Below are 12,467 nucleotides of genomic sequence, written 5' to 3'. Positions count from 1 at the left end.
GCGGTAACGGCATGACAGCAGAGGGCGAACGATGGATGCGATCAGCGACAACCTGATCCGGGACGAAGCCGCGCTCGCGGCGATCTACGGCGAGTCCTCGGCCGGCGCGATCGGCAAGGAAATCGACTACATCCACCCGCACTACAAGGCGATGATCGAGGCCTCACCGTTCCTGGTGCTGGCGACCAGCGGGCCCGAGGGTCTGGACTGCTCGCCCAGGGGCGATCCGGCCGGCTTCGTCGATGTGCTGGACGACAAGACGCTGCTGATCCCCGATCGGCGCGGCAACAACCGGATCGACAGCCTGCGCAACATCATCCGCGACGACCGGGTGGCGCTGTTGTTCCTGATCCCCGGCGTCGGCGAGACGCTGCGGGTCAACGGACGAGCCCAGGTGTCGGTGGCACCGGAACTGATCGGACGGTTTCCCTATCGCGGCACCCTGCCCCGCTCGGTCATCGTGGTGCGGGCTGAAAGCGTCTATTTCCAATGCCCCAAGGCGCTGGTTCGTTCGGAGCTTTGGAACCCGGAACGCCACATCGACCGCAAGCAACTGCCCAGCACCGGCCAGATCCTGGCCGAGGTCACCGCCGGCATGATCAATGGCGACCAATACGACCGCGACTATCCGGAACGCTTGCGCACAACGATATATTGACGCCGGATACCCGGCCGGTTCCCCGTGGTCCGCGCCCCGGGGCCTGGCTGGCAAGCCGCAGGCCGATCCAACAAGGAGCACCGAATGAAGCCTCGGCTGGTGCTGAGCTGCCTGACAACCAGCGCGGTGATCGCCCGCGCCAGGGCCAAGTTCGACGCCATGGTGCATCCGGGGCCAGACGACATGACAGTCGCCGAGCTCACCCAGGCCGCCGCGTCGATGCAGGCACAGGCCATCCTGTTCACCAACACCCTGGATCTGAACGCAGCCGCGATCGCGGCGCTGCCGGCCAGCGTGCGGGTCGGCGCCACTATCAGTGTCGGGTTCGATCACATCGATGTCGAAGCAGCCCGCGCCCGTGGTATCGCGATGACCAACACGCCGGGCGTGCTGGACGAATGCACCGCCGACCATGCCATGATGCTGCTATTGGCGGCGGCACGGCGCGGTGCCGAGTATGATCGGGTGATGCGCCAGGGCTGGCGCTATCGCATCGGCCAAGGCGATTTGCTTGGCGTCCGTGTCACCGGCAAGCGGATCGGCATTCTGGGGATGGGCCGGATCGGCCGAGCCATGGCACGACGCGCTCGGGGGTTCGACATGCAGGTACTCTACCACGGACGCCACCGCCTGCCGGCGGAACAGGAACAAGGCGCGGCGTACTACGCGGATTTCGATCAGATGCTGCCGCACTGCGATTTCCTGTCGATCCACGCGCCAGGCGGTGCCGGCACCGACAAGATGATCGACGCACGTGCGCTGTCCCTGCTGCCTGACGGCGCGGTGCTGGTAAATGTCGCCCGCGGGTCGCTGATCGACGAGGACGCGTTGTTCACGGCGCTGACGTCGGGCAAACTGTTCGCCGCCGGACTCGACGTGTTTCGTCGCGAACCGGACTACGACCTGCGATTCGCCGGCCTGGACAACGTCGTGCTGTCACCGCACATCGCCAGCGCGTCCAGGGAAACCCGAGACGCGATGGGTTTTCGCGCGCTCGACAACATCGCCGCGGTGCTGGCTGGCCGGCCCGCCATCGATCCGCTGTGGAAGGACTGATATGGCCAAACCCGTGTTGTTGGTGACCCGCCGCCTGCCCGCCTCGATCGAGGCGCTGGCTGAGCAGGCGTATGACGCGCGATTGACGGCGTCCGACGTGGCGATCCCGGACCTGCTGGCGCGGGCGCAGGGCGCTGACGCCATCCTGTGCTGCCCGGGCGACGTGCTGGATGCAAAGACCATTGCCGCGCTGCCGGCATCGGTGAAGGTGATCGGCACTTTCAGTGTCGGACACGATCATATCGACGTCGCGGCGGCAACGGCGCGCGGCATCAAGCTGTGCAATACGCCCGACGTGCTGAGTGTTGCCACCGCCGAGTGCGCGATGCTGCTGCTGATGGCGGCGGCCAGAAGGGTCGGTGAAGGTGAGCGTCTGGTGCGCAGCGGCAGCTGGGCAGGCTGGGCGCCCACTCAATTGCTGGGTATCGGCATTTCCGGCCGGCGTCTAGGCATATTCGGCATGGGCCGCATCGGGCGCGAAACCGCCCGGATGGCGCGCGGCTTCGGCATGGAGTTGCACTATCGCGACGTAACCAGGTTGCCGGCCGAGCTTGAGCAGGGGGCGATCTTCCACGACAACGACGACAGTTTCCTGCCGCTCTGCCAGTTGCTGTCGCTGAACGCCCCCGGCGGCGAGGGCACGGCCCACTGGCTGAACCGGGACCGGATCGCCAAGCTGCCGTTCGGCGCGATCGTGGCGAACGCCGCGCGCGGCACACTGGTGGACGACGAGGCGCTGATCGCTGCGCTGCGTTCCGGCCACGTCGCCGCCGCCGGGCTCGACGTTTACAGTAACGAGCCCCGCCTGAATCCCGAATACCTCACACTGGAAAACGTCGTCCTCTTGCCGCACCTGGGCAGCGCCACCACCGAAACGCGCGACGCCATGGGCCGGGTGGTGCTTTCGGGCATCGACGCGGTTTTGGCGGGTGAGACGCCATCGAATGTGGTGGCGTAAATATTGCCGACGTCGATTGCATTCGTCCAGAGTAGTAGCCGGGGCAGAGCCACAGCTTTCCAAACGGTCGCTAGCTACCCGCGGTGACTTTATCTCAGCCGCCGCCGCCGCCCAACCCGCCCACTGCGCGCGGAATATTAAGCGTTTTGCCGTCGCATTTCGTGCCGGAGCCCTCGATCGTCGCGTAGATATTATTACCTGCGGCCTTCCCGGACACCACTGCCGTTCTAGAGCCGCCGACCTCATGCGCATCCATCTTGAAGGTCCCGCTCTTGCTCAGCATCCCTTCCAGCCGAGCCATATGCTTCATCTGATCCCAGGCGACGAAACCCATTAGTGAGCCATTCGGCTCGGTCACGATGTGCCAGTCCAGGCCAGGGCAGCCAGCGTCCGGGTTGGTGTGATATACATAGAGGCTCTCTTTTCCCGGCTGTGCGAGGGCCGGACTTAACAAGGCTGTGGCCCCGACACAGAGCACAGCAGCGCCTCTGAGCAATTTCGACGATTTCATTAGATTTCTCCCCTGGCTTGAGCGGCAAGTCCGGCAGCCGTGGATTCGTCCGCCAGACCTTGATAGGCGATAAACGTTTGGATCGGAAGTCTTCGCTCGAAAACACCGGTGGACTTCAATAACCGAGGACTTCGGCGCCAGCATCGCGGCTTGTCGATTTCGATCGCCGTTCTATCATCGTCGCCTGTCCGTCCGCGGCCATCAGGGAGAACGTCAATGAAAATCCTTCGCTCCTCTGCCCGGAAGACCAACCGGGCACCCGCAGCCAATTTCACCGGCACTGTGTTTTCCGATGAGGTCGTGGTCGGCACAGCGCCGTCGCGAATGCGCGGGTCAGTGGTGTCGTTCACGCCCGGCGCACGGACCGCGTGGCATAGCCACCCGGTCGGTCAGACGCTGTTCTGCCTGTCCGGTGCAGGCCGGGTGCAACGCGAGGGCGAACAGGTGCAGGAAATCCGTGCCGGGGACACGGTGATCATCCCGCCGGATGTGCGCCACTGGCACGGCGCCGCGCCGGACAAGCTGTTCTCGCATTTGGCGATGTCGGAACTGAACGACAAAGGCGAGGGCACCGCCTGGTTCGAGCATGTCTCGGATGAGCATTACACCGCTACGCCCGCCGCGGTAACGTAACGACAACAAACCATTCAGGCCGACCGAATCCGGCATGTGATGGACACGATCGTCAGACTGGCGGACGCCGAGGCGCTCGACGCCAGCCCGTGTCCAGCCGCGCTATCCCGCTGCCGGACGCACCGGCCGCGTGAGAGATTACGATCGTAACCATCAAAGTATTGACCCATCCAGTACAGCGGTCCATTTGCGGACAACTATTCACGCCGACAAATCACAGAGTTACTTCATGAAAATCGTTCCCGCGGCTATGCCAATAGCCCGCCAACCTGGTTCCGCGTCTTGTGTTGGCCGTCTCGCCGAGGCTGGTCATCCGGTGCCCGCGGGTTCTACCGCACGGTGACCCTGGACCTTACAGCATATTTCGCCCGCATCGGATACCAGGGTCCGAGCGAGCCGACGCTCGACGTGCTGGTCGATCTCCATGCCCTGCAACTGGCTCAGATCACCTTCGAAGGCCTCGACCCGTTGCTGGGTCGGGCCGTGGCGATCGACAGCGATTCGATCCAGGCGAAGCTGGTGAACCACCGACGCGGCGGCTACTGCCACGAGCAGAACCGATTGTTCCAGGATGTTTTGGCCAACATCGGCTTTGCGGTGACGGCTCTGGGCGCTCGGACGATGTGGATGAGACCCAGCCTGAATGCCCCGCAAACCCATCGCCGGACGCTGGTAACCGTGGCGGGACAGCAATATATCGCGGATGTCGGGTTTGGGCCGCAGAGCCCGCCAGCGCCCTTGCTGCTCGCGCATGGGATGGAACAGGCCACTTCGCACGGCACCTACCGGATAAGGCAGGACCGCCAGCATCACGAAGTACAGCTCCGGTCGCCGGAAGGCTGGAGGCCCATGTATGCCTTCACGCTGAATGTCCCGACCGATGCCGACTTCGAGATGGCCAATTGGTTCATGTCGACCCATCCCCGCACTCTGTTCGTCCGCAATCTGATCGTGAGCCGGATTGTGGGCGAAAGGCGGATCAGTTTGATGAACAAGTCGCTCACGGTGCGCTACCCTGATGGCCGCCAGGATGAGCACAGGTTGGCCGACGCCAACGCCCTGGGCGATGTGCTGGAGAACACCATGGAGCTAGCCTTGCCCGTGTCCCCGTCGACGATCTGGGCCAGGCTGCCGCGGGAGGTCGTTCCGGCATGGCCATGACACGCCGCTGGTTGCGCCCGATTGCTCGCACCGTCGCGCCACCCCAGTCAGGCGCTGGCCGGGCTGCTGGACCGAAGCGCTCAGGGCGGAATCACCCTGGCCTGCCGCGGCCGTCAAGTCATTCGCAGTGGCTGCTGCGGCCTCGACTGTTGGGTCGGAGCCGACAGCCAATTTGCCTAATGGAGAGATACCATGTCTGAACATGACCTGGCAGTGCTCTGGGAACAGCACTGCCGTTACGAGTTCGAGACGCGAGACCTCGACGCCACGATGGCGACGATGGTGGAAGAGCCTTACGTCAACAGCATCCCGACAATGACCGGAGGCGTCGGCTACCAACAGCTAAGGCGCTTCTACCGCGACCACTTCATCGGCGTGAACCCGGACGATACCTGCCTGACGCCGATCAGCCGCACCGTTGGCGCGGAAACCCTGGTGGACGAGATGCTGTGCAGCTTCACCCACACGCGCGAGATCGACTGGATGTTGCCTGGCATCCGCCCTACGGGCCGCCGCGTCGAGATTCCGATGGTCGCCATCGTCCAGTTTCGCGACGGCAAGATTGTGCACGAGCACATCTATTGGGATCAGGCTTCGGTGCTGGTGCAAATCGGCAAGCTCGACCCGGCGGGCCTTCCGGTCGCCGGGGTCGAGACAGCGCGCAAGGTGATGGACAAGGCGCTGCCCAGCAACGCGCTGATTTCCGATTGGGCTGGCTGAGGAACCCGCGCCCACACTTGGCTTGCTGCCGGGCAGATTGACCAAACACTGGAAGCCCGCCGCTTACCCGATGCCAGCTCGGCACGGCTTTGAAAAGACTATGTAATTGCCCGAAACTGGTTACAAAACATCCATGCGAAGTGACCTTCCTCGCTTCGCGCCGAGGGCGGATCAGCCTGAACCCTGTCCACACCCGGCCGGCTTCAACACTCGTTTTGCCGAGGCCGGGTGGCTGGCCAGCCGTGCCGGCGGGCGCACCGGACGAGGCACCAGTTCGCCGCCGCAGTTCGGGCAGATGCCCTGCAACCGAGCAGTGGCGCAATCGGCGCAGAATGTGCACTCATAGCTGCATATTCTCGCGTTCAGGCTGGCGGCCGGCAGGTCTCGATCGCAGCACTCGCAGTTTGGACGAAGCTCCAGCATCTATTCCGCCGCGACCGCGACCTTAGCCGGGCCGGTCAACTCGAAACCATGGTATCCGTTGGCGGCGATCTCCTCGCATGTCTGCCGATACGCTCCGACGCCGCCGATATACGGCATGAACACGCGCGGCTTACCGGCGATGTTGGCGCCCATGTACCAGGATGCGGCGCGCGGATAAAGCGTGGTATCGGCCACGTCGTTGACGTGCCGCACCCAGTCGTTTTCGGCCGCCAGGCTAGGCTCCATGCAGTCGACCCGACGCTTCGCAAGATGGGCCAGGCAGTCGCTGATCCAGTCGACATGCTGCTCGATCGAAACCATCATGTTGCTCAACACCGATGGACTGCCAGGCCCGGTGATCATGAACAGGTTTGGGAAACCGGAAGTCATCAGGCCCAGATAGCTACGAGGCCCTGCCTGCCACTTCTCCGCCAGGGTTTCCCCGCCGCGGCCGACGATGCCCATCCGGGTCAACGCACCGGTCATTGCGTCAAAGCCAGTGGCGAACACGATGGCATCAAACGCATGGTCCTTGCCGCCGACACGCAGCCCATCCGGAGTCACCGCCTCGATCGGCGCGTCGCGCACATCGACCAGATCAACGTTCGCGCGGTTGTAGGTCAGGTAGTAATCGGTATCGACGCAGATCCGCTTGGTGCCGATCGGATGGCTGGTCGGCGCCAGCAGTTCGGCGCGCGCCGGATCTTTGACCATCTGCCGGATCTTGCCGCGCACGAACTCGGCGGCGGTGTCGTTCGATGCCTGATTGAAGATCAGGTCGTTGAACGCGGCCATGAAGGTGGTGCCCCCGCTGGCCCAGCGCTGCTCGTAGATCGCGCTGCGTTCCGGCTCCGCGGTATCAATGGCCGGCTGATCGTTCGGATAGGCCAGGATGCCGTTGCGGCTGGCCCGAGCCTCGGCCCGCCTGGCGATGTAGTCATCCTTCCAGGACTGCGCATAGGCGTCGGGCATCGGCCCGTTGCGCGACGGGATGCTGAAATTCGGGGTGCGCTGGAATACCGTGACATGGGCCGCCTGGGCGGCGATCACCGGGATCGACTGGATCGCCGAGGACCCGGTGCCGATCACGCCGACGCGCAGTCCGCTGAAATCCACTCCCTCGTGCGGCCAGTGACCAGTGTGATAGGTGCTGCCCTTGAAACTGGCCAGGCCAGCGAAGTCCGGCATCCGCGCCGCCGACAGGCAACCGGTCGCCATCACACAATAGGTCGCCCGGATGGCGTCGCCACGATCGGTGCGCACGCTCCAACGCCGGGTCGCCTCGTCAAAAACCGCCTCGGTCACCCGGGTTTCGAACCGCATGTCGCGGCGCAGGTCGAGCCGGTCGGCGACATGGTTGGCATAGCGCAGGATTTCCGGCTGGCCGGCGAACACTTCGCTCCATTGCCATTCCTGCTGCAGTTGCTCCGAGAACGAGTAGGAGTACTGCATACTTTCGACATCGCAGCGGGCACCCGGATAGCGGTTCCAGTACCAGGTGCCCCCGACACCGCCGGCGGTGTCGAACACGATCGCGGACAGGCCGAGGCCGCGCAGCCGGTGCAGCATGTACATGCCGCCAAAGCCGGCACCGACGATCACGACGTCGATTTCTTGCGGCACCGCCGTGCGCGGTGTCTCGGTCGCCTGTGGCATGGATGCTCCTTCGGTCATGCGATCGGATTTATCCGATACCGCGGCGCCTTGTGATGTCAACTGGTCGGTAGGTTTTCCCACCGAGAAGTTGCGAGCGTTGTGGTATTGGGTTACCACAGCCGAAAACCGCTTGACCGTCCTAGGTCCGACGCCCATAACCCGCGCCTTCTGAACCACGGACTCTGATAGACACATGTTCAAGAGCACGCTCTCGATCAAACCGTCGGACGTGACCAAGGGCTGGGTGCTGATCGATGCCGAAGGCGTCGTGCTCGGCCGCCTTGCCGTGATCATCGCCAATCGGCTACGCGGCAAGCACAAGCCGCAATTCACTCCGCACGTCGATTGCGGCGACAACGTGGTGGTGGTCAACGCGGCCAAGGTGCGGGTCACCGGCAACAAGCCCGAGCAGTCGATATTTTACTATCACACCGGATATGCCGGCGGCATCAAGGGACGCTCGATCCGCCAGCGGCTGGAATCCAGGCACCCCGAGCGGGTGCTTGAAAAAGCGGTCGAGCGGATGATCACCCGCGGCCCGCTGCAGCGCCGACAGATGAAGCACCTGCATATTTATGGTGGTCCCGAGCACAAGCATGATGGTCAGCAGCCGCAAAAACTCGATGTGGCGGCGATGAACCCGAAGAATCATAGGGGCTGAGAGCGATGTCAGGCAATCAAACCGGCACCCTGGCCGATCTGAAGGACGCGCTGGCGGCGCGTCAGTCCGCCGCCGAGGCGGAAGCCGAAGCCACCGGCGCACCACCCCCGGTGTCGGTGTCGACGCAACCGGCGCGGGAACCGAAACGCGACGAACTGGGGCGGTCCTACGCCACCGGACGGCGCAAGCAGTCCACTGCAAGGGTATGGATCAAGCCGGGCAAGGGCGACATTCTGGTCAACGACAAGAAGGTGGTGCAGTATTTCGCCCGACCGGTGCTGCGGATGCTGCTGACCCAGCCGTTTCTGGTGGCCGACCGCTACAACCAGTTCGACGTGTTCTGCACCGTAAGCGGCGGCGGCCTGTCCGGCCAGGCCGGCGCGGTGCGCCACGGCATCAGCCGAGCGCTGACGCATTACGAGCCGGATCTGCGCAGTATCCTGAAGGTTGCCGGGTTCCTGACACGGGACTCGCGCGCGGTGGAGCGGAAAAAATACGGCAAGGCGAAGGCGCGGCGAAGCTTCCAGTTCAGCAAGCGCTGATCGGACAACGGATTCGGTCTGGACGATGGCGGCCCGAGGGCGGAGGTCGACGCCGTCGGGCCCGACGAATGGCTGCGGCAGGCCGGCATGGGTCACAGTCTAACGCCCCGGACCATCCCACACATACTGCACGTCCGGCTCATTTTCCTCGTTGCGCCCGCCGGTATCGCCCACCGCGCGAAAACCATTCACTTCGTAAAACGCCCGTGCCTCGACATTGCGCTGGAACGTGGAGACCCTGACTCGCTTCGGGCTCAAGGTTTTGGCCTTTCCAAGCAAAGCCAGTCCAATGGCAGCGCTGCCACCCCGGCACGACATAAAGATGGTCGAGATTCTCCCGCTTGATCAACATATACCCGACCGGGCACGCTTCGCGGCGAGCCACCCACCATCCCAACCCGCGACCACCGATCGCAGTCCGGAACCAGGTCCGCGTTTCATCATCCGAAAAAGCGCGATGCAAATAATACCAGGCGGCGCTTGCGCTGACTGGTATGCGCGCCGGGTTGGCGGGCGGCGGCGCGCGAAACCAAGACTCATACCGGACGGCGCATGCGCCGTCCGGTAAAAAACATCGTCGCGGCGCGCGCGGCCAGATGGATCTCCGCCAGCATCAAGGCATCCGAGGAACGTGCTTGCGCAATCTCGATCGCACTACTCATCTGACGACGCCGCGATGCACAATTTGTGCATGGGAGGCGGGCCTCCTCATGGTTATGAACCTCCAGCAATTGCGGTAACGGCGGAGCGGCCGATGGATGCCAAAACTATCCTGAAACGAACGATGTGGCGAGCCGCGCAGATGCCCCCGCTGGGCCGCGCACTATTCGGCTATTACGAACTCAAGGCGTCCGCGTCGGGCTGGACCCGAGAACACCCCTATGACCGGGCCAACGGCGTGCAGACCAGCGGCATGATCCCTGGCCGGGTGCTCCGATCCGATGGTTCCAACGCTTACCTGGCCGCTCAACCCAGTATCATCCGCCGCGCCCTCAACGCGATCCCGGACCCCGCCGATTGCCACTTTTTGGACCTTGGATGCGGCAAAGGCCGCCCCCTGCTCGTTGCCACAGAATTCGGCTTTGCGGCGATCACCGGTGTCGAGCTTTCCCCAACCCTGTCCGCGATCGCTCGCCGCAACGCCGCTGTTTTCGTCCGCGCCCATCCGGACCGCACACCTATCAGCGTCGTCACCGAAGACGTGCTAACGCACCGTCTGCCCCAGACAAACCTCGTTATCTTCCTGTACAATCCCTTCCACCGGCCGCTGATCGCTCAGCTTCTTCTTGACATCGAAGCCTCGATACGAGCGACGGGTCGGGATATCTATATCGTCTACTGCAATCCTGCCTGGGCCGATGTGCTGGATGCATCGAATGCGCTCGAACGGTGCTATGCAGCCCAACTAGCCTATGAACCCGCCGAGATCGGCTACGGTCCGGATCGGTCCGACGCCGTGGTGATTTGGCAGAACCGCGGCAACCTGCATCCACCCCCGCCCGGCAACCCTGCGGCTCCGCTTACCATCGTGTCGCCCGGCACGCGGGTCGAAATAAACAATTAGCTCAGCCCGAACAACCGCCTCCGCCAGTCGGATCAAGCCATGGTCGCCACGACTGTTGCTTTCGACTTGCCGCTGGATAGACTGCGCTCGATGGGGATGGAGTTCCCCGAAACCGCCCGCCAGGGCTGATGACTCCTGCCGCAACGTGGCGGTAGGGGTGCGCCCAACGCAGCCCGCCGCTGGCGGGCTTTTCATGCCCGCCCATTCAAGGGAACGCGCGCATGTCTTTCACCACTTGCCTCGTCGTCATGATCGGAGGCGCATTGGGTACTCTGACCCGCTACGCCCTCTCTGTGCTGACCTTGCCGATCAGCCGTGAGTTGCCCTGGGGCACCATCGCAATCAACGTGACCGGGTCGTTCCTGATTGGGCTGTTCGGAACGCTGACCCTCGCGCACGGGCGCTATCCAGTCCCCGAAAACCTGCGCCTGTTTGTCATGATCGGGCTGTGCGGTGGCTACACCACGTTTTCTTCGTTCAGCTTGCAGACCCTCGACCTGCTGCGAAGCGGCGAGGTCATTCGCGCCGGCATCAACGTTGTCGCATCGGTGGTGCTGTGCGTCGCCGCGGTCTCGGTCGGCCATCTGGCGGCCGCGCGGCTAAACCTCGGGGCAACACAGATCGCCCAGATGTCCATCGAAGAGGACGGATAATCCAGCCTCGCTTCGCCTTCCGAAGCCCGTGGTTTCATGGCGCACCCCGCCCAGACCAGCCTGGGGCGCAAGATCAGTGCAAAGCCCCCAAAAGGCGGCAAGCCGAAAGCCACTCGTTGCAATTTTAGGTTGAATGTCCGACGTCCGTTCTATACTGGCCCGTTGCCATGACGCATCGCAAACCCCCGACCCGCCTGGTCGCGGCGACCCTCGGCCTCGGCTTGCCGGCGCTGCTGTGGATCGCCGAACCAGCCACCGCCCGAACCCTGCAGGTCGGGCCCGACCAGGCCTACAAGGCGCCCAGCGCGGCAATCGCGGCCGCCCACGACGGCGACGTGGTCGACGTGGCGCCAGGCCAGTATTACGACTGCGCCGTGATCACGCAGAACAACCTGACGGTGCAAGGCACCGAACCGGGGGCGGTGCTGACCGACAAGACCTGTCAGGGCAAGGCATTGCTGGTGATCGACGGCGCCGATGTCACGATCCGCAACCTGACGCTGCAGCGCGCTCGGGTGCCCGACCAGAACGGCGCCGGCATCCGCGCCGAGGGCGGCAACCTGACGATCGAAAACAGCCGCTTCATCAACGACCAGAACGGCATCCTGGGCGCCGACAACCCGCAGGCGGTGATCCGCGTCAGCGGCAGCACATTCGAGGATAACGGGGTCTGCGGCGGCAGTTGCGCCCACGCCATCTATGTCGGCCACTTCAAACTGCTGCGGGTCGAGCACTCGCATTTCCTGCGCACCCACGATGGCCACTCGATCAAGTCCAGGGCATTCCGCACCGAGGTGATCGACAACGACATCGCCGACGGCCCGGACGGCACCTCCAGCTACCTGATCGACGTCCCGAACGGCGGCTCGGTGCTGATCGAGGGCAACCGGCTGGAGAAGGGTCCGCGCACCGGCAATCCGGCCAACGCCATCATGATCGGCGAGGAAGGTGTCGACCGGCCGACCGATTCAATCATCGTGCGCGATAACCATTTCACCAACGACCAGAACCGCTCGACGACCTTTGTCAACAACATCACCGCAACGCCGGTGCAACTGTCTGGAAACGTGTTCCAGGGGCAGGTGCGCCCTTTGGCGGGGGACGGCTCGCCGCGCTGATGCTGGAAACGCGGCGCCGCCTGCATGACGGGCTGCACGAACTGGCACATTGGGGCAAGCTGGCACTGCAGCGGCTGACATCGGGCTAACGCATGATCGCGCTGGGCGACACGTTCGTCGTCCGAAGGACGCGCTGTTCGCGCGATGCGGGTG

At 63.9% G+C, this 12,467-nt stretch carries 16 protein-coding genes and 1 riboswitch; of the genes, 11 read left to right on the top strand and 5 right to left on the bottom strand.

Translation table 11 applies throughout. The features are described 5' to 3' along the window. Positions 1-31 precede the first annotated feature (31 nt). The 3 genes from ACQY4Y_RS12020 to ACQY4Y_RS12010 all read left to right on the top strand — a co-directional run bounded on the left by ACQY4Y_RS12020 (position 32) and on the right by ACQY4Y_RS12010 (position 2,672). A complete protein-coding gene (locus tag ACQY4Y_RS12020; RefSeq protein WP_428490855.1) occupies positions 32-658 on the top strand; it encodes a pyridoxamine 5'-phosphate oxidase family protein in 627 nt (208 codons plus the stop codon). 84 nt (positions 659-742) lie between these two features. Further along, on the top strand, positions 743-1,714 hold the full coding sequence (locus tag ACQY4Y_RS12015) for a 2-hydroxyacid dehydrogenase (RefSeq protein ID WP_428490854.1): 972 nt from the start codon (positions 743-745) through the stop codon (positions 1,712-1,714). A 1-nt stretch (position 1,715) separates the two neighbouring features. Beyond that, on the top strand, positions 1,716-2,672 hold the full coding sequence (locus ACQY4Y_RS12010) for a 2-hydroxyacid dehydrogenase (protein ID WP_428490853.1): 957 nt from the start codon (positions 1,716-1,718) through the stop codon (positions 2,670-2,672). Between the two features lie 94 nt (positions 2,673-2,766). On the opposite strand, the gene ACQY4Y_RS12005 is transcribed toward ACQY4Y_RS12010, so the two are convergent. Then, on the bottom strand, positions 2,767-3,183 hold the full coding sequence (locus tag ACQY4Y_RS12005) for a hypothetical protein (RefSeq protein WP_428490852.1): 417 nt from the start codon (positions 3,181-3,183) through the stop codon (positions 2,767-2,769). A gap of 216 nt (positions 3,184-3,399) precedes the next feature. Here ACQY4Y_RS12005 and ACQY4Y_RS12000 point away from each other — a divergent pair, with 216 nt between their 5' ends. The 3 genes from ACQY4Y_RS12000 (at position 3,400) to ACQY4Y_RS11990 (ending at position 5,697) form a co-directional block, all read left to right on the top strand. Beyond that, complete coding sequence (locus tag ACQY4Y_RS12000; protein ID WP_428490851.1) at positions 3,400-3,816, top strand: (R)-mandelonitrile lyase; 417 nt, start codon at positions 3,400-3,402, stop codon at positions 3,814-3,816. A 339-nt stretch (positions 3,817-4,155) separates the two neighbouring features. Continuing rightward, positions 4,156-4,977 (top strand): arylamine N-acetyltransferase family protein, encoded by an 822-nt coding sequence (locus ACQY4Y_RS11995; RefSeq protein WP_428490850.1) that lies wholly within the window; start codon positions 4,156-4,158, stop codon positions 4,975-4,977. Positions 4,978-5,169: 192 nt separating this feature from the next. Beyond that, entirely contained in the window at positions 5,170-5,697 is a 528-nt protein-coding gene (locus ACQY4Y_RS11990; RefSeq protein ID WP_428490849.1) for an ester cyclase, read from the top strand. A 171-nt stretch (positions 5,698-5,868) separates the two neighbouring features. Here the strand turns inward: ACQY4Y_RS11990 and ACQY4Y_RS11985 are convergent, their stop codons facing one another. Then, on the bottom strand, positions 5,869-6,120 hold the full coding sequence (locus ACQY4Y_RS11985) for a DUF1272 domain-containing protein (RefSeq protein ID WP_428490848.1): 252 nt from the start codon (positions 6,118-6,120) through the stop codon (positions 5,869-5,871). Then, positions 6,121-7,776, bottom strand: a complete 1,656-nt coding sequence (locus tag ACQY4Y_RS11980; RefSeq protein WP_428490847.1) for a flavin-containing monooxygenase — start codon at positions 7,774-7,776, stop codon at positions 6,121-6,123. Positions 7,777-7,969: 193 nt separating this feature from the next. Between ACQY4Y_RS11980 and rplM the strand changes: the two genes are divergently transcribed. Together rplM and rpsI are read left to right on the top strand one after the other, a co-directional pair. Continuing rightward, positions 7,970-8,437: a 50S ribosomal protein L13 gene (gene rplM, locus ACQY4Y_RS11975; RefSeq protein WP_428490846.1), complete on the top strand. Its 468-nt coding sequence runs from the start codon at positions 7,970-7,972 to the stop codon at positions 8,435-8,437. A 5-nt stretch (positions 8,438-8,442) separates the two neighbouring features. After that, positions 8,443-8,979 (top strand): 30S ribosomal protein S9, encoded by a 537-nt coding sequence (gene rpsI, locus ACQY4Y_RS11970; protein ID WP_428490845.1) that lies wholly within the window; start codon positions 8,443-8,445, stop codon positions 8,977-8,979. A 99-nt stretch (positions 8,980-9,078) separates the two neighbouring features. Here rpsI and ACQY4Y_RS11965 read toward each other — a convergent pair whose 3' ends face one another. Continuing rightward, positions 9,079-9,237, bottom strand: coding sequence for a hypothetical protein (locus ACQY4Y_RS11965; RefSeq protein ID WP_428490844.1), 159 nt, complete (start codon positions 9,235-9,237; stop codon positions 9,079-9,081). 278 nt (positions 9,238-9,515) lie between these two features. Continuing rightward, positions 9,516-9,641 (bottom strand): hypothetical protein, encoded by a 126-nt coding sequence (locus ACQY4Y_RS11960; RefSeq protein ID WP_428490843.1) that lies wholly within the window; start codon positions 9,639-9,641, stop codon positions 9,516-9,518. A gap of 236 nt (positions 9,642-9,877) precedes the next feature. On the opposite strand from ACQY4Y_RS11960, the gene ACQY4Y_RS11955 reads away from it, so the two are divergent. The 3 genes from ACQY4Y_RS11955 (at position 9,878) to ACQY4Y_RS11945 (ending at position 12,314) form a co-directional block, all read left to right on the top strand. Beyond that, a complete protein-coding gene (locus ACQY4Y_RS11955; RefSeq protein ID WP_428490842.1) occupies positions 9,878-10,543 on the top strand; it encodes an SAM-dependent methyltransferase in 666 nt (221 codons plus the stop codon). A gap of 83 nt (positions 10,544-10,626) precedes the next feature. After that, positions 10,627-10,688, top strand: a riboswitch (Fluoride riboswitch). A 76-nt stretch (positions 10,689-10,764) separates the two neighbouring features. Further along, entirely contained in the window at positions 10,765-11,196 is a 432-nt protein-coding gene (crcB, locus tag ACQY4Y_RS11950; RefSeq protein ID WP_428490841.1) for a fluoride efflux transporter CrcB, read from the top strand. A gap of 167 nt (positions 11,197-11,363) precedes the next feature. Then, positions 11,364-12,314 carry a hypothetical protein gene (locus ACQY4Y_RS11945; protein ID WP_428490840.1) on the top strand — a complete coding sequence of 317 codons (951 nt, stop codon included), beginning with the start codon at positions 11,364-11,366 and terminating at the stop codon, positions 12,312-12,314. Positions 12,315-12,467 lie beyond the last annotated feature (153 nt).

The sequence above is a fragment of the Rhodopila sp. genome (assembly GCF_965277165.1).
Classification (GTDB): Bacteria; Pseudomonadota; Alphaproteobacteria; order Acetobacterales; family Acetobacteraceae; genus Rhodopila.
Note: the sequence above shows the minus strand (reverse complement) of the source record. Positions and strands in the feature narration are given on the sequence as shown.